This is a genomic window from Streptomyces aurantiaciflavus, assembly GCF_049808595.1.
Classification (GTDB): Bacteria; Actinomycetota; Actinomycetes; order Streptomycetales; family Streptomycetaceae; genus Streptomyces.
Window position 1 is genome coordinate 79,724 of the sequence record NZ_JBNCAQ010000001.1, and the last position, 15,651, is coordinate 95,374.

At 72.1% G+C, this 15,651-nt stretch carries 11 protein-coding genes and 1 tRNA gene; 3 read left to right on the plus strand and 9 right to left on the minus strand.

Features of this window, described 5'->3' with window-relative positions; genetic code table 11:
- From ACPT94_RS00320 to leuS, 5 genes are all read right to left on the minus strand, one after another.
- Positions 1 to 2,754 carry a ComEC/Rec2 family competence protein gene (locus ACPT94_RS00320; protein ID WP_360340924.1) on the minus strand — a complete coding sequence of 918 codons (2,754 nt, stop codon included), beginning with the start codon at positions 2,752 to 2,754 and terminating at the stop codon, positions 1 to 3.
- Positions 2,755 to 2,924: 170 nt separating this feature from the next.
- Positions 2,925 to 4,046, minus strand: coding sequence for a ComEA family DNA-binding protein (locus ACPT94_RS00325; protein ID WP_360340921.1), 1,122 nt, complete (start codon positions 4,044 to 4,046; stop codon positions 2,925 to 2,927).
- A 179-nt stretch (positions 4,047 to 4,225) separates the two neighbouring features.
- Positions 4,226 to 5,071: a DegV family protein gene (locus ACPT94_RS00330; RefSeq protein ID WP_360340918.1), complete on the minus strand. Its 846-nt coding sequence runs from the start codon at positions 5,069 to 5,071 to the stop codon at positions 4,226 to 4,228.
- Positions 5,072 to 5,155: 84 nt separating this feature from the next.
- Positions 5,156 to 5,890, minus strand: coding sequence for a hypothetical protein (locus tag ACPT94_RS00335; RefSeq protein WP_360340916.1), 735 nt, complete (start codon positions 5,888 to 5,890; stop codon positions 5,156 to 5,158).
- A 165-nt stretch (positions 5,891 to 6,055) separates the two neighbouring features.
- Positions 6,056 to 8,926, minus strand: a complete 2,871-nt coding sequence (leuS, locus tag ACPT94_RS00340; protein WP_425244768.1) for a leucine--tRNA ligase — start codon at positions 8,924 to 8,926, stop codon at positions 6,056 to 6,058.
- A gap of 436 nt (positions 8,927 to 9,362) precedes the next feature.
- Between leuS and ACPT94_RS00345 the strand changes: the two genes are divergently transcribed.
- Together ACPT94_RS00345 and ACPT94_RS00350 are read left to right on the plus strand one after the other, a co-directional pair.
- Positions 9,363 to 10,691 carry a ferric reductase-like transmembrane domain-containing protein gene (locus ACPT94_RS00345; RefSeq protein ID WP_360340910.1) on the plus strand — a complete coding sequence of 443 codons (1,329 nt, stop codon included), beginning with the start codon at positions 9,363 to 9,365 and terminating at the stop codon, positions 10,689 to 10,691.
- Complete coding sequence (locus tag ACPT94_RS00350; RefSeq protein WP_360340907.1) at positions 10,688 to 12,298, plus strand: NADH-ubiquinone oxidoreductase-F iron-sulfur binding region domain-containing protein; 1,611 nt, start codon at positions 10,688 to 10,690, stop codon at positions 12,296 to 12,298. Before ACPT94_RS00345 ends, ACPT94_RS00350 begins: the two co-directional genes overlap by 4 nt.
- A 178-nt stretch (positions 12,299 to 12,476) precedes the next feature.
- On the opposite strand, the gene ACPT94_RS00355 is transcribed toward ACPT94_RS00350, so the two are convergent.
- The 4 genes from ACPT94_RS00355 to ACPT94_RS00370 all read right to left on the minus strand — a co-directional run bounded on the left by ACPT94_RS00355 (position 12,477) and on the right by ACPT94_RS00370 (position 14,642).
- Positions 12,477 to 12,549 (minus strand) — tRNA-Ala (locus tag ACPT94_RS00355).
- Positions 12,550 to 12,683: 134 nt separating this feature from the next.
- Entirely contained in the window at positions 12,684 to 12,917 is a 234-nt protein-coding gene (locus ACPT94_RS00360; protein ID WP_003976229.1) for a hypothetical protein, read from the minus strand.
- A 3-nt stretch (positions 12,918 to 12,920) separates the two neighbouring features.
- Positions 12,921 to 13,094, minus strand: coding sequence for a hypothetical protein (locus ACPT94_RS00365; RefSeq protein WP_360340904.1), 174 nt, complete (start codon positions 13,092 to 13,094; stop codon positions 12,921 to 12,923).
- Positions 13,095 to 13,163: 69 nt separating this feature from the next.
- The gene (locus tag ACPT94_RS00370; RefSeq protein ID WP_425244769.1) at positions 13,164 to 14,642 is read right to left on the minus strand and encodes an MFS transporter; all 1,479 of its coding nucleotides are present in this window, start codon (positions 14,640 to 14,642) and stop codon (positions 13,164 to 13,166) included.
- Between the two features lie 94 nt (positions 14,643 to 14,736).
- Between ACPT94_RS00370 and ACPT94_RS00375 the strand changes: the two genes are divergently transcribed.
- Positions 14,737 to 15,633, plus strand: a complete 897-nt coding sequence (locus tag ACPT94_RS00375) for a helix-turn-helix transcriptional regulator (RefSeq protein WP_360340901.1) — start codon at positions 14,737 to 14,739, stop codon at positions 15,631 to 15,633.
- The last annotated feature ends 18 nt before the right edge of the window (positions 15,634 to 15,651 follow it).

Below are 15,651 nucleotides of genomic sequence, written 5' to 3' on the forward strand. Positions count from 1 at the left end.
TCAGTCTCCCGCCACCCGCAGCTCCGCGCCCGTACCGGTGACCGCCAATGCCCCGTCCACATCGGTCCGCATCACCACCGCGCCCGTGGCCCGCAACGCCGCGACCGTACTGGGCGCCGGATGCCCGTACGGGTTGTCCTCGCCGCACGAGATCAGCGCCAGCCGAGGCGCCACCACGCGTATGAGGTCCGGGTCCTGATAGGCCGACCCGTGGTGAGCCACCTTCAGCACGTCCACCCCGCCCAGCAGCCCGGCCGCCGGCGACCGCGACAGCGCCTGCTGCGCCGGGGGTTCGAGGTCCCCGAGCAGCAGCATCCGCAGCCCGCCCGACCGCACCAGCAGCGTCACGCTCGCGTCGTTCGGCCCCTCCGGCTCGGGCACCGGACGGGCCGGCGGCCACAGCACCTCCCACTCGAGCCCACCGAGCCGCCGCCGCTCCCCCGCCACGGCCCGCACGACCGGAACCCGCCGGGCCTGCGCCTCCCTCCGCACGAAGTCCACCTGGTCCACCGGTTCCTCGAACCCCGTCGTCTCGATCGCGCCCACCGCCCGTCCCCGCAGCACCCCCGGCAGTCCCGCCACGTGGTCGGCGTGGAAGTGGGTCAGCACGACGAGCGGGACCCGGGTGATGCCGAGCGTGCGCAGACACCGGTCGACCAGCGCCGGGTCAGGCCCGGCGTCCACCACCACGCCGGTGCCCTCACCCGCCGCGAGCACCGTCGCGTCGCCCTGCCCCACGTCGCACATCGCGAACCGCCAGCCCGGCGGCGGCCAGCCCGTGACGACCCGGGTCAGCGGCGGCGGTTGCACCACGACGAGCAGCAGCAACGCCGCACAGATCGCGCACAGCCACGGGTGCCTCAGCACCCGCCGCCCGAGCAGCACCACCCCAGCCGTGGTGAGGGCGAGCAGCAGCGCTCCGCCCCAACTGCCCGGCCAGTCCACCCCGGCACCCGGCAGCGCCGCCCCGGTCCGCGCCACACGCGCGATCCATCCGGCGGGCCAACTCGCGCACCACGCCAACGCCTCGGCCACCGGCATCACCACCGGTGCCGTCGCCAGCGCCGCGAACCCCAGCACCGTGGCCGGCGCCACCGCGAACTCCACGAGGAGGTTGCACGGCACCGCCACCAGACTCACCCGCGCCGACAGCACCGCCACGACCGGCGCACACAGGGCCTGCGCGGCCCCCGCGGCCGCCAGCGCCTCCGCGAGCCGCGGCGGAACCCGGCGCCGCCGCAGCGCGGCACTCCAGCGCGGCGCCAGCGTCAACAGCGCTCCCGTGGCGAGCACGGACAGCAGGAACCCGTAACTCCGGGCCAGCCACGGGTCGTACAGCACCAGCAGCAGGACCGCCGTCGCGAGCGCCGGGATCAGGGATCTGCGGCGGCCGGTCGCGAGGGCGAGCAGCACGACGGCTCCGCAGGCCGCGGCCCGCAGCACACTCGGGTCGGGCCGGCACACCACGACGAACCCGAGCGTGAGCGCTCCGCCGAGCAGCGCGGTCGCCCGGAGGGGGATCCCCAGCCGGGGCGCCAGGCCCCGGCGCTCGACCTGCTGGGCCAGACCCGGCGGTCCCAGCAGCAGGGCGAGCATGATCGTGAGGTTGCTGCCGGACACGGCCAGCGTGTGGGCGAGGTCCGTCTCCTTGAAGGCCTCGTCCAGCTCGGGCGTGATCCGTGAGGTGTCCCCGACGACCAGTCCCGGCAGCAGCGCCCGGGCGTCCGGGGGCAGTCCGTCGGTGGCCGCCCGCAGCCCCGCCCGCAACCGTCCCGCGAACCGCTGGGCCGCCGACGGCCGCCCCACGACCGTCGGCCCCGCCGGGTCCCGCACCCGCAGCACGGCCGCGATCCGGTCACCACCCGTCAGCGCGGGGGCCAGCCGCCCGGTCACCCGCACCCGGGTGGACGGCAGCAGCCCGAGCCACGACCCCTGCGCCGGGCGGCGAGCCAACCTCGGGTGTCCCCCACCGCCCGAGCCCTCCCCGACGTCCACGACCAGCAACACCGGCGTCCGTGTCGCCATCGCCGTCCCGGCCGACGTCTCCACACCCCGCACCTCCGCGTCGATCAGCACGGAGTCCGGGGTCATGCGGTCCCCTCTCACCCGCGGCCGGGCAAGCCGCGGATCGGAGGTGATCTCCAGCTCGGCCGTGACGGTGGCGTACTGCCGCGCCAGCTCCGGCACCGGCCCTCGGCGCAGATCGGCCCCGTGCAGCCCGGCCGACGCGGCGGCCCCGGCGGCACAGAGCAGCACCGCGGCCACGGTCACCCGCGGCCACCCGCCCCGAGCACCTGCCACCTCGCCCCGCCGTCCCGAAAGTTCCGCCCTCCCCCCTCCCGACGCCCGCTCACCCCGCCCACCGGAAGCGCCCTCACCCCGCTCTCCCGACGGCCACTCACCCCGCCGGTCCGAAGGCTCCGCACCCCGTCGTCCCGACGCCCGCTCACCCCGCCCACCGGAAGCGCCCTCACCCCGCTCTCCCGACGGCCACTCACCCCGCCGGTCCGAAGGCTCCGCACCCCGCCCTCCCGACGCCCGCTCACCCCGTCCCCCGCGCCACCGCACACCCAGCAGGAGCCCAGCGGCCAGCGCGCAGACGAGCACGACGCCGGTCACCACCCCCGGCGACGCGTCCAGCGCCAGCGCCGCCGTCGCCCAGGCTGCGAGCGCGGGTGGTACGAGCCGGAGATCCACCGGGCCTTCCTGGCGCGGGTGCGCGTTCCCCAGCCGCTTTCCCGAGGCGATGTGCACGGTTCGCCGGGATCGAGGGCCCGGGCCACCCGCACCGACCTCGCCCGCGCGTCCCCCGCCCGAGCCCACACGGGGGCTGCCCGCACCACCTCCCTCCGCGCCGGCGCCACCTCCGTCCACGCCCACACCACCGGACCCCGAGTACGCCGACAAGGCGCCGTCGTCGCCCCTCATGGCCGCACCAGTTCCCGCAGATCGGCAAAGCGCCGCTCGCCGATGCCGTTCACCTCACGCAACTCGTCCACCGAACGGAAACCACCGTGCTGCGTCCGGTAGTCGACGATGTGCTGCGCCAGCACGGGCCCCACGCCCGGAAGCGTGTCGAGTTGCTCCACCGTGGCCGTGTTGAGGGAGACGGGAGCCGCCGGCGCGCCTCCCACAACGCCACCCACCGGAGCCGCCCCCGCCCCTGCGGCACCGCCGACCACCGGCCCGCCCACGACGACCTGCTCTCCGTCCACGAGAAACCGGGCACGATTGAGGCCGTCGGTGTTCGTCCCCGGCTTCACCCCGCCGGCCGCGCTCAGCGCGTCGACCACCCTGGAACCGGCGGGAAGCCTGTGGATCCCGGGCTTGCGCACCTTGCCGCTGACGTCCACCACGATCTCGGCAGCCGGCGTGCCCGCGGTTCCCGTCGCTCCGGCCGGAGCGACAGGCTCGGCCGACCCGCCCCGCTCCTGCGCCCCGTACGGAGCCGCCGCCCGCACCACCTCCGGCGCCTGCACGGACTCGGCCCGCCCGGCCCAGAAGTGCTGCACGGCGAAGACCGCGACGGCGACCACGAGAACGGCGAGAGCGAGCACACTCCTGCGCTCCAGCCCACAGCGGGCCTGCACCCACACCGGCATCCGCTCCCGCAGTGCGAGCCCGGCCCGCTCCCACCGGCCACCCGCGCCAGGAACAACCCCGGCCACGTCCACCCCGGTGGCAGGCGGCCCACCGACCCCGGCAGACGACTCACCATCCCCGGCGGCAGAGAGTGCACCGGCTTCGGAAGGCGGAGGACCGTCGATGGCGACGCCCGGCTCCTCCGCCTCAACGTCCGCAGCCTCGTCCTCGTGACCGGCACCGCCACCCGTCGGTGGCGGTCCCATCCCCAACTCCCTTCGTTCTCCGCCCTGTTCACCGAACAGCACCTCCGCCCGCCGGCGCAGTTCCTCCGCCGGGGCATGACGGTCCCTCACCCGGCCCCGGGCAGGGGGCCGTCGGTGTCGGATCCGTCCGTCGGAGCCAGGTCCTCGCCCGGGTCCACTGGTCGCGGTCGTCGTACGTGAGCGTGATCGAAGTGCCATGCCACGAGGATCGGCCACTTCACGACACCGCGACGATCTTGCTCCATTTCCGTGGACGGCGACCCGGTTGTGGACAACTGCGCCACCCACAAGAGTGGCTCAGAGACTTACCGCACCTCGGACGCTCACCACGCCGCGCACGCTCACCACGCCGCGCACGCTCGCCGCGCCCCGCACGCTCACCGAGCGGAGACCACAGCCCCCAACAGCCCAGGCCCGGTATGCGCCCCGATCACCGCACCGACCTCGCTCACATGCAGCTCGCCAAGACCCGGGACCCGAGCCCGCAGCCGCTCCGCCAGCGCCGATGCCCGATCGTGGGCGGCGAGATGATGGACGGCGATGTCGACCGGCGCGCTGCCGGCCCGGTCGGCGACCAGCTCCTCCAGACGGGCGATCGCCTTCGACGCCGTCCGCACCTTCTCCAGAGGCTCGATGCGCCCCCCGTCGAGCTGGAGCAGCGGCTTCACCGCGAGCGCCGAGCCCAACAGGGCCTGCGCGGCACCGATCCGGCCTCCGCGGCGCAGATAGTCGAGGGTGTCGACGTAGAAGTAGGCGGAGGTGCCGGAGGCCCGCTTCTCCGCGGCCGTGACCGCCTCGTCCACCGTGCCGCCCGTCTCCGCGGCCTCGGCCGCCGCCAGCGCGCAGAAGCCGAGCGCCATCGCGACCATGCCGGTGTCCACCACCCGCACCGGCACCGGTGCCTCACGCGCCGCGACGACCGCCGCGTCGTAGGTGCCGGACAACTCGGCGGAAAGATGGAGGGAGACGATGCCGGTGGCGCCGGACTCGGCGACCTTGCGATAGGTCTCCGCGAACAGTTGGGGACTGGGGCGCGAGGTGGTGACGGAACGTCGCTTCTGCAGTGCCTGCGCGAGAGAACGGGTCGAGATCTCTGTGCCCTCGTCGAGTGCCTGGTCGCCGAGGACGACGGTCAGGGGCACCGCGGTGATGCCGTGGCGCTCCATCGTCCGCCGCGGCAGGTAGGCCGTTGAATCCGTGACGATAGCGACATGGCGGGACATGAGCTGGAGGTTACCTGGCGTAGCGCCCGGACGGCAGACCGGCCCCTCCTGGGCGGCCTGCCCCGGCACGCATCCGTGACGACGTCAGGTGGTGCTCTCGGGCCGGGGCTTCTTCTGCCAGGCGTAGGTGGGACGCGGCCCCGGCGGGGTGATGGCGGGCCGTGTCGGCTGTTCCGCCGCGCGCGAGCCGGGCGTCTCCGGCCAGGTCTGCTGTCCGCTCGCGCTGTCGGTGGCGGACGCCTCGGGCCACGGCGGCGGTGTCTGCTCGGGGGCCGAGCTGGTCCAGTGGCGCAGGGCGCCGGCCTCGACGTCGATCTGGGCGCTGAGGGTGTCCAGGTCGTCGTCGGCGAAGCGGCGGGCCCGGTCCCGGGCCGCCCAGCGCAGCGAGTCCGCGGATGCCGTGATGCGCTCGGTGCGCTCCCGCAGCGACGGCAGCCGCTCGGCGAGCGTGGCCCGGTCGGGCTCGGACTCCATTCGTTTGAGCTCGCCGTCCAGCTCGTGTCCGTGGGCGCTGAGGCGCTGGAAGAGGCCGAGGGACTCCTTGAGGGACTCGTCGTCGGCCACGCCCGCGTGCAGCGCGTCCTGGGTGGCCCGCATCGAGGTGCGCAGCTTGAGGCGGAGCTGGGCGATCTCGCCGGCCGGTCCCGGCTGGGCGAAGGACTTGGCCCGCAGGGTGTGGTCCTCGACCGTGCGACGGGCGCTGGTGATGGTGCGGTCCACGCTGCGCTTGGCGGCGCCGACCACCTTCACCGTGGCGTAGGCGCCGAGCGCCAGGAACAGCACGAAGAGCAGGGCGACGACTGCGATCACTGCTTCCACGAGCTCCTCCTCCGGAACCGGTCGCGGCACACCACGCGCCGCTCTTTCAACGGTAAACGCAACGGGCAGGCCCGGAGTTCCAGAGAAACCCCGAACCTGCCCGTAGGGGACCACCCGGAGACGTGCTCACGGCCTCATGTGCCGCCGCGCGCCGGCCCCGCGGCGTCACGCCGGAACGATGTTCACCAGCTTCGGCGCCCGCACGATCACCTTGCGGATGCCCGCACCGCCCAGCGCGTTGACGACGTTCTCGTCGGCCAGCGCGACCTTCTCCAGCTCCTCGTCGGAGATGGCCGGCGACACCTCCAGACGCGCCTTGACCTTGCCCTTGATCTGCACGACGCAGGTCACGGTCTCGTCCACGACGTACGCCGGGTCGGCGACCGGGAAGTCGTGGTGGACGACCGAGTCGGTGTGACCCAGCCGGCGCCACAGCTCCTCGGCGATGTGCGGAGCCAGCGGCGCGACCAGCAGCACCAGGGACTCGGCGACGGAGCGCGGCACCGCTCCGCCGGCCTTGGTCAGGTGGTTGTTCAGCTCGGTGATCTTGGCGATGGCGGTGTTGAACCGCATGCCCTCCAGGTCCCCGCGGACCCCGTCGATCGCCTTGTGCAGCGCCCGCAGCGTCTCCTCGTCCGGCTCGGCGTCGACGACGGTGACCTCGCCGGTGTTCTCGTCGACGACGTTGCGCCACAGCCGCTGCAGCAGGCGGAACTGGCCCACCACCGCGCGCGTGTCCCACGGCCGCGACACGTCCAGCGGACCCATCGCCATCTCGTACAGGCGCAGCGTGTCGGCGCCGTACTCGGCGGCGATCTCGTCCGGCGTGACCGCGTTCTTCAGGGACTTGCCCATCTTGCCCAGCAGGCGGCTGACCTTCTCGCCCTGGTAGTAGTAGGCGCCGTCGCGCTCCTCCACCTCGGCGGCCGGCACCGCGATGCCACGGCTGTCGCGGTAGACGTAGGCCTGGATCATGCCCTGGTTGAACAGCTTGTGGAACGGCTCGGCGGACGAGACGTGCCCCAGGTCGTACAGGACCTTGGACCAGAAGCGCGCGTACAGCAGGTGCAGCACGGCGTGCTCGGCGCCGCCGACGTACAGGTCGACGCCGCCGTGCGGCCGGCCTTCGCGCGGGCCCATCCAGTACTGCTCGATCTCCGGGTCGACCAGCTTCTCGCTGTTGTGCGGGTCCAGGTAGCGCAGCTCGTACCAGCAGGAACCGGCCCAGTTGGGCATGGTGTTGGTCTCGCGGCGGTACCGCTTCGGCCCGTCGCCCAGGTCCAGGGTGACGTTGACCCATTCCTCGTTGCGCGACAGCGGCGTCTCGGGCTGGGTGTCGGCGTCGTCCGGGTCGAAGGTGCGCGGCGAGTAGTCCTCGACCTCCGGCAGCTCCAGCGGCAGCATCGACTCGGGCAGCGCGTGGGCGATGCCGTCCTCGTCGTAGACGATCGGGAAGGGCTCGCCCCAGTAGCGCTGGCGGCTGAACAGCCAGTCACGCAGGCGGAAGTTGACGGTGCCCTCGCCGATGCCCCGGGACTCCAGCCACTCGGTGATGCGCGCCTTGGCCTCGACGACGCCCAGGCCGTCCAGGGAGACCTCGTCGTTCGACGAGTTGATGATCTTCGCGTCGTACGACCCGAAGGCGTCCTTCCAGGTGGAGGTGTCCGTACCCCGGCCGTCGGTCGGCTCGACGATGCAGTGGATCGGCAGCTCGAAGGCGCGCGCGAACTCGAAGTCGCGCTGGTCGCCCGCCGGCACGGCCATGATCGCGCCGGTGCCGTAGCCCATCAGCACGTAGTCGGCGATGAAGACGGGGATCTGCTCGCCGTTGACCGGGTTGGTCGCGTACGCGCCGATGAAGACGCCGGTCTTGTCCTTGGCCTCGGCCTGGCGCTCGACGTCGGACTTGGAGGCGGCCTGCGCGCGGTACGCGGCGACGGCCTCGGCCGGGCTCGCGTGGCCGCCGGTCCACACCTCGTGGGTGCCCTCGGGCCAGGCGTCCGGGGTGAACTTCTCGACCAGCGGGTGCTCGGGCGCCAGCACCATGTACGTCGCGCCGAACAGGGTGTCCGGGCGGGTGGTGAAGACGGTGATGCGCTCGCCGTCCACGGGGAAGTCGACGCGGGCGCCCTCGGAGCGGCCGATCCAGTTGCGCTGCTGCAGCTTGATGGCCTCGGGCCAGTCCAGCGCGTCCAGGTCCTCCAGCAGCCGGTCGGCGTAGGCGGTGATGCGCATGTTCCACTGGCGCAGCTTGGCCTTGAAGACCGGGTAGTTGCCGCGCTCGGAGCGGCCGTCGGCGGTGACCTCCTCGTTGGCCAGCACGGTGCCCAGGCCGGGGCACCAGTTGACCGGCGCGTCGGAGGCGTACGCCAGGCGGAACTCGCCCAGGACGTCGGCGCGCTCGGCGGCGGTCAGCTCGCTCCACGCGCGCGTGTGGCCCGATACGGGGCGCTCACCGGACTCGAACTGCGCGATCAGCTCGGAGATCGGGCGGGCCTTCCTGGCCTCGTCGTCGTACCAGGAGTTGAAGATCTGCAGGAAGATCCACTGGGTCCACTTGTAGTAGTCCGGGTCGATCGTGGCGAAGGACCGGCGCTTGTCGTGGCCCAGGCCCAGCCGACGCAGCTGGGCCTTCATGTTCTCGATGTTGGCCTCGGTGGAGACACGCGGGTGCGTGCCGGTCTGCACGGCGTACTGCTCGGCGGGCAGGCCGAAGGCGTCGAAGCCCAGGGTGTGCAGGACGTTGTGGCCGGTCATGCGCTGGAAGCGCGCGAAGACGTCGGTGGCGATGTAGCCCAGGGGGTGGCCGACGTGCAGGCCCGCACCGGAGGGGTACGGGAACATGTCCATGATGAACTTCTTGGGCCGCGCCACGACCTCGGCGTCTCCCGCCAGGTCACCCTTCGGGTTCGGCGCCGCGTAGGTGCCGTCGGCGTCCCAGACGTCCTGCCAGCGTGCCTCGATCTCGGCTGCCATGGCGGCCGTGTAGCGGTGCGGCGCGGCCACCTCGGCGGCAGCGGGGTTCGTCTCGCTCATGATCCTCAAAGCTCCATCGATCGTCTCTGCCAGCGGCTGTCACACTCGGGAAACGAAAAATCCCCTCGCACAGGAGGGGACGCCGCGCCGATTCCGAACCGTCCGTTCACCGGCGTTCGGGACTGATCAGCGCGGCTCGCTAAGCAGAAGGCGTACGGCACGCATGGCCTCAGGGTACCGCAGCCCTTGAGCAGGCCGCGACGCGCTTCCGTATGCCTGATCGACGCGGCGTCGCCCGGCGCCGGCACGAGCAGAACCGAGCAGAGCTTGAACCTAGGTCAAGGATTACTTCGCGTAACAGCCGCTAAGGGACATCGCAAGCGCCCCATTGTCCTTTGATAACAACGCAATAACTCAAATCGCGTACCCATCGGTATGGCGTCCACTTAGAGTTCAGCAGCGGGACCGCTTTCCCGAACTGCTCGGAGTTGCCCCCATGAACCCTCGTCGTAGTAACAGCTCGCTCCCCCAACCGGGCCGGTCGGCCTACGGGGTGGCGTCCGCTGTCGTCCTGGTCCTGATACCCGTGATCGTGCTGGTGGGAGGTGACCGCTTCCGCGAGTTCCTGAACTTCGGCGCGGGCGTGCTGTCCCTCGTCTCGCTCAGCTGCTCGGTGATCTGGGGTCTGGTCGCGCAGGACCGGATCTTCCTGAACACACGCCAGCGGATCGTCGGCCAGGCCGTCCACCGGACGTTGGCGGTCGCCTCGATCGCGTTCCTGCTGCTGCACATCACCACGAAGATCGCGCTGGACCACACCCAGTTCATCGCCGCGATCATCCCGTTCTCGCTCGGCGTCACCGGGATCGGCGGCCTGATCGGCCTGGGCTCCGTGGCCGGGCTGCTGATGATCTTCGTGGGCATCACCGGCGCCCTGCGCAGCAGGTTCGCCTCTCCGGCCCCGGTCGCGGCGCGCTGGCGTGCGATGCACATGCTGGCCTATCCGGCCTGGTGCGCCGCACTGATCCACGGACTCTACGCGGGTCGCCAGGCCAAGCCGATCTTCGTGATCCTGTACGGCCTCTCCGTGGTGGGCGTGATGGCGGCCCTCGCGCTGCGTTCGGCCCCGCGCCCGGTCAAGCGCAGGCTCGCCGACCGGATCGCCGCGATCCTGGGCACCGAGGAGCCGGCGGGCCGCGACGCCCTCGAAGAGAGCCGCGCGCGCGTGGCGGAGGCCTCCTCCCGGGGCGCCGGCGGCGGCTCCTCGGCGCTGCCCGGCTACGAGGGCCGCTCGTCGTCGTCCGACACGATGAGCTCCACGCGCATGTCGCCGCAGTCGCCCTCGTCGTCCCCCCTGTTCGACGCGCCCGCCACGCCGGAGCCCGCCAACGGCTTCGCGGCCGCCTACCGCGCAGTGTCGACGCCCCCGCGCGCGCAGCAGCCGTTCGCGGCCGACCAGACCGCGCGCATGGACCTGCCGTTCGACGTGCAGGCCACGGAGGCGATGCCGCGCGTCGACAGCGGCGGCAGCACCTCGGGCAGCTGGCCGATCCCGTCCCCGCCGCCGGTCGGCGAGGCGCCCCCGTCGGTCTACGACCCGCTCCAGGACACGGGATTCAACATCCCGGTCTATGGCAATTCGGGCGCCGGTGGCTACGCCGGGAGTGACGTGTACGACACCGGTGAGACGAACACCGCGTACGGCACGTACAACTCGAACGACACGTACAACAGCGGTCCCGCCAATGAACCATCTCCCGGAGCGTCGTTCGACGCCCCGGGTTCGGGCGAACCTTGGAACACGCCTTCCGGAGGCTATAGGTGAACGAGGCCCTGCCCGACGTCCCAGAAGTCCGCGTGGTCGGCCTTCCGCAGCTCACGTCGGGCTTCGACCTTGTCGAGAGACTCGATCTGCCCATGCACCTGAAGGTGCATGGGCCCCTTGAGCCGATGGGCGGAGAGAAGCTCGCGCAGCTCTCCGAACGCATCAACCTCAAGGGCCGCGGCGGCGCGGGATTCCCGTTCCACAAGAAGTTGCGCTCGGTCGCCGACGCGGCGATCAAGCGTGGTGTACGGCCGGTCGTCGTCATCAACGGCAGCGAGGACGAACCGGCCTGCCGCAAGGACACGGTGATGATCAACCGTGCCCCGCACCTCATCCTGGACGGCGCGCTGCTGGTCGCGGAGGCGCTGGGTGCCCGCACGCTCGTGGTGGGGGTCACCCGCGAATCGACCCAGCGCTCCATGGAGGCCGCGCTCGCCGAGCGCGGCCTCAGCAACGGCCGCCGTTCGGCGCTGAAGGCGTTCGTCCAGCGCAACCCGATCCGCATGGTCACCGGCGCCGCCGCGTCGCTGATCCGCTCCATCGACGGCGGCCCGGCGATCCCGCCCGGCCGCAAGGTCAGCGCCTCGCAGAACGGCGTCGGGGGCGCCCCGACCCTGCTGTCCAACGCCGAGACGTTCGCCCAGCTGGCCATCGCCGCCCGCATCGGCCCGGAGCGTTACGGCAACACCGGCCTGTACGACGAGCCCGGCACCGTCATGCTGACGGTCTCCGGCGCCGTCGCCCGCCCGATGGTGATCGAGGTCCCCACGGGCGTCCCGCTGCGCTACGTCCTCCAGCTGGCCGGCGCCCCGCCGGTCCCGCAGGGCGTGCTGACCGGCGGCTACCACGGCAAGTGGATCGACGCGGCGACCGTCAACGAGGCGGTCGTCTCCCGCAACTCCCTCGACGCGGTGGGCGGGGCACTCGGCGCCGGCGCGATCCTGCCGATCAGTCAGGAGACCTGCCCCCTGGGCGAGTCGCTGCGCGTGGCCCAGTGGCTGGCGGAGGAGAGCGCGGGACAGTGCGGTCCCTGCTACCTCGGTCTGCCGGCCGCGGCGCGCGGCATGGAGGACATCCTCAACGGCGGTGGCCCGGCCGCCCTGGAGGCACTGAAGCAGGTCGCCAAGAACGTGAAGCGGCGCGGCGCCTGCTCGCACCCGGACGGCTCCGCGATGTTCCTGGAGTCGACGATCAAGGCGTTCACGGACGACCTGGCGGCGCACGTCCTCGGCAACGGCTGCGGACGGCCCGTGGAGGGCGTTCTGCCGCTCTTCGAGGGCGGCATGACCCCGACGGGCATCCCGGGCGGCGGCGAGCCCGCGGACACCGGTGACAGCCGCCAGAAGATCTTCGTCGACTGGACGCTGTGCCGCGGCCACGGTCTGTGCGCGGACATCCTCCCGGAGGTCTTCCAACTCGGCGCCGACGGCTTCCCCACCGTCGCGCAGGCGAAGGTGCCGCGCTACGCCGAGGCGAAGGCCCTGCGCGCGGTGCGCCGCTGCCCGGCCCTGGCCCTGCGCATCGAGGAGGACACGCGCGGCCAGGCGCCCTCCCGCAACCTCCCGGTCCTCTCCCAGGGCCGCGGCCGCCGCGCCCTGGGCCGCTGAGCCCGTACGACGACGGGGCCGCCTGGAGACAGGCGGCCCCTTGTGCGTTCCGGGCCCTCTCACGCCTTCCCGGAACCTTTGTGCGCCTTCCAGGAACCCGTGTGCGTTCTCGGCCGGCGACCACGCGCGACAACGCAAAAGATCCCGCCGGATCATTCCGATCCGGCGGGATCTGCTGTGGAGCTAAGGAGAATTGAACTCCTGACCTCCTGCATGCCATGCAGGCGCTCTACCAACTGAGCTATAGCCCCTTGCGGCCAAGCGGCGGAACCGCTTCTCGACCTGGCCTTCGGGTTTCCCCGGCGGCGACGCCAACATTACACGGTCCAGGGGGTGGACCACCAAATCGTTTCCGTTCTGTCCGCTTTGGGGGCGGAAAGTCAGGTCAGGCCGTCACGAACGAGTAGAACCGCTTGAGGGTGCAGTGCTCCTCCAGGAGCCGGCCGTAGATCGGCTCGCCCTCCAGCTCCCGGTACGTCTCGATCGGGTCGCCTTTTATGATCAGCGCCCGCGCGCATTCCTCGCACCAGTACTGGTAGTCGGGGTTGACCGGCTCCATGTCGCGGACGATCGGCGTACCGCTGCCACACCAGTCACACTTTCGCCTGTGCGCACCCATCGATCAGCTCCAGCTGTGGCCGCAGGCCGTGCACACGTAGGAGATCCCGCCGTTGTCCCCGAGAACCTGGGCCACGAACGCGGAACCGCAGGAAGGGCAGCTGAGCCGGGTGGCCGTTTCCCGTGTCAACGCTGCTTCGGAGAGGTGACCGACCTCTCCGAGGATGCTCGCAGGCATCGCTACTCCCTCCCGTCGGGCCGCGCCCCCTTCCGGCCGTTTGATTCTGCCACGGCCGGGCCAATACGGTCAGCGACGCCTTAGTACCAGTCCGGACACGGCACCCAGCGCGGCTGTCGCAGCGAGCGCGAACATGCATGTGAGAAGCGCTTCCGAAGAGGTATACGCCTCCGGGGCCCCAAGTGACTCAAGCCGGTTGAAGAACAGTGTGCCGAAGGCGGCGACACCGATCAGCTGCCCGAGCTGGGTGACGGTGGCGAGCAGCCCGCTCGCATCCGCCGCGTCCTCGGGGCGTACGGCGGCCAGGGCCCGGGTGAGCGTCGGGCTGAAGGCGAGCGCGAGTCCGGCGCCCACGCCGGCGTACGCGCCGTACACCCAGGCGCCACCCTGGTCGCCGCCCCTGAACGCGAGCCCCACCGCGGCCACGGACAGCGCGGTGAGCGTGAACCCGGCCGGGGCCAGCGCCCGTTGCAAGGCGGCGGGCCAGGTGCGCCAGGTCAGGCCGACCACGCCGAAGACGACCGCGGACGGCACGAAGGTGAGACCGGCGCGCAGCGCGCTGAAGCCGAGGCCGCCCTGGACGTGCAGCGTGAGCACGAACAGGAAACCGCCGTTGACGGCCATGACGGCCGTGATCCGCAGGACGGCGAGTCCCATGCCGGGACGACGCAGCACATGGGGCGCGATCAGCGGGGCGCCGCCACGGCGGGCGAGACGCCACTCGTAGCCGCAGAACAGGGCGAACAGCAGCGCGCCGGCCGCCAGCGACAGCCAGGACCACCGCGGCCAGTCCTCCTCCTGGCCGAGCACGAGCGGCACCGTGACCGAGGAGACGGCCACGCCGAGCAGGACCAGGCCGGTTCCGTCCAGGCCGCGTGCGCTCTCCGGCTCCGTCCCGCCGCCGCGCGGCAGGACGCGCCGGCCGACGGCGAGCAGGACGAGGCCCACGGGTACGTTCACCAGGAACACCGGCCGCCACCCGCTGCCCAGCAGGTCGGCGCTGACCAGAACGCCGCCGACCACCTGCCCGGCCGCCGCGCCGACGGCCAGGACCGCCGAGTACGCGCCGAGCGCCCGGACCCTGGCCTCACCCGTGAAGGTGCGCTGGATCAGGCTCAGCACCTGGGGGATCATCACCGCCGACCCGGCGCCCTGCACCAGCCGGAACACGATCAGCTCGGTGCTGCCCTGCGCCAGTCCGCAGGCGAGCGAGGCGGCCGTGAAGAGGCCGAGCCCGACGAGGTGGACCCTCCCGTGGCCGAACCGGTCGCCGAGCCGTGCGCCGGTGATCAGCAGCACGGAGTACGTGATGGCGTAGCCGGCGACGACCAGTTGGAGATCGGCGCCGGATGCGTGCAGGTCGGAACCGATCGTGGGGGCCGCGACGTTCACGATGAAGACGTCGAGCAGTGCCATGAACTGGGCGGCGAGCACGACCGCGAGCAGCCGGCGAGGCCGATTGTCAGTGCCAGGGTCTTTACTGGCAGCAGGAGTTGGAACGGGCGGTACGGCCGCGGGATCGGGGGTCGTCCGGGGTGTCGTCGTCATGCCGTCGAGCGTGACGAGGGTCCGGTACGGGTGCCGAGAGCCCGCCGATGCTGGTACTGACAGCACCTGGCAGGGGACGGGTGGGGGATCGACCATGGGGGACGTGACGATGGGCACGAGCACAGCGGCGGGGACGCGGTCAGCTGCGGGGCCGAGGGCGGAGGCGGCACCGCGGCGCCGGCCGGAGCTGGCCGCCTTTCTGCGCAGCAGGCGGGCGCGGGTGACACCGGCCGACGTCGGGATGCCGCCGGGGCTGCGGCGGCGTACGCCCGGGCTGCGGCGCGAGGAGGTCGCCCAGCTCTCGGGCGTGGGCGTCACCTGGTACACATGGCTCGAGCAGGGTCGGCCGATCAACGCCTCGGCGCAGGTCCTGGACGCCGTGGCGCGCACGCTGCGGCTCGACCCGCCCGAGCGGGAGCATCTGTACCACCTGGCGGAGGTGCCGTACGCGTCGGAGCCGGAGGCCCTGGTGCAGAGCGTGGGGCCGGAGATCCAGGGCATCATCGACGCGCTCGTGCCCCGCCCGGCGGTGGTCTACAACTCGCGGTACGACATCCTCGCCGCCAACGCCGTCTACCGGGACCTCTTCATGACCCCGACGAACGTCTCCGCCACAACGCCGGCCAACGCGCTGTGGGGGCTGTTCACGGCGGACGAGGAGGACTGCCCGCTGCTGTTCCGGGATACGGAGCTGCCGGTGATGGTGGCGACCCTGCGGGCGGCGTACGGGCTGCATGCCGGGGAGCCCGTGTGGGAGGACTTCATACGCAGGCTGTCCGCGGCGAGCGAGCTGTTCGCGCGGCTGTGGGAGACAGGTGACGTGGCGGAGCCCGGCCGTCGGGTGAAGGTCTTCCGGCACGCGACGGTGGGTGAGCTGCGGATGACGTCCATGTCGCTGTCGATCAACGGGATGCCGGAGTGCCGGATCGTGGTCTACACACCGGAGGACGAGGAGACGGCGCGACGCGCGGCGCTGCTGCGGAGGCAATGAAAAATCCCGCCCCCTGAA

Excerpts from the sequence above, each read along its gene's own strand:
- ACPT94_RS00360 (WP_003976229.1), bottom strand. The coding sequence starts at position 12,917 with ATGGGTGCGCACAGGCGAAAGTGTGACTGGTGTGGCAGCGGTACGCCG.
- ACPT94_RS00375 (WP_360340901.1), top strand. The coding sequence starts at position 14,737 with ATGGGGGACGTGACGATGGGCACGAGCACAGCGGCGGGGACGCGGTCA.
- ACPT94_RS00365 (WP_360340904.1), bottom strand. The coding sequence starts at position 13,094 with ATGCCTGCGAGCATCCTCGGAGAGGTCGGTCACCTCTCCGAAGCAGCG.
- ACPT94_RS00370 (WP_425244769.1), bottom strand. The coding sequence starts at position 14,642 with ATGACGACGACACCCCGGACGACCCCCGATCCCGCGGCCGTACCGCCC.
- ACPT94_RS00330 (WP_360340918.1), bottom strand. The coding sequence starts at position 5,071 with ATGTCCCGCCATGTCGCTATCGTCACGGATTCAACGGCCTACCTGCCG.
- ACPT94_RS00345 (WP_360340910.1), top strand. The coding sequence starts at position 9,363 with ATGAACCCTCGTCGTAGTAACAGCTCGCTCCCCCAACCGGGCCGGTCG.
- leuS (WP_425244768.1), bottom strand. The coding sequence starts at position 8,926 with ATGAGCGAGACGAACCCCGCTGCCGCCGAGGTGGCCGCGCCGCACCGC.
- ACPT94_RS00325 (WP_360340921.1), bottom strand. The coding sequence starts at position 4,046 with ATGGCACTTCGATCACGCTCACGTACGACGACCGCGACCAGTGGACCC.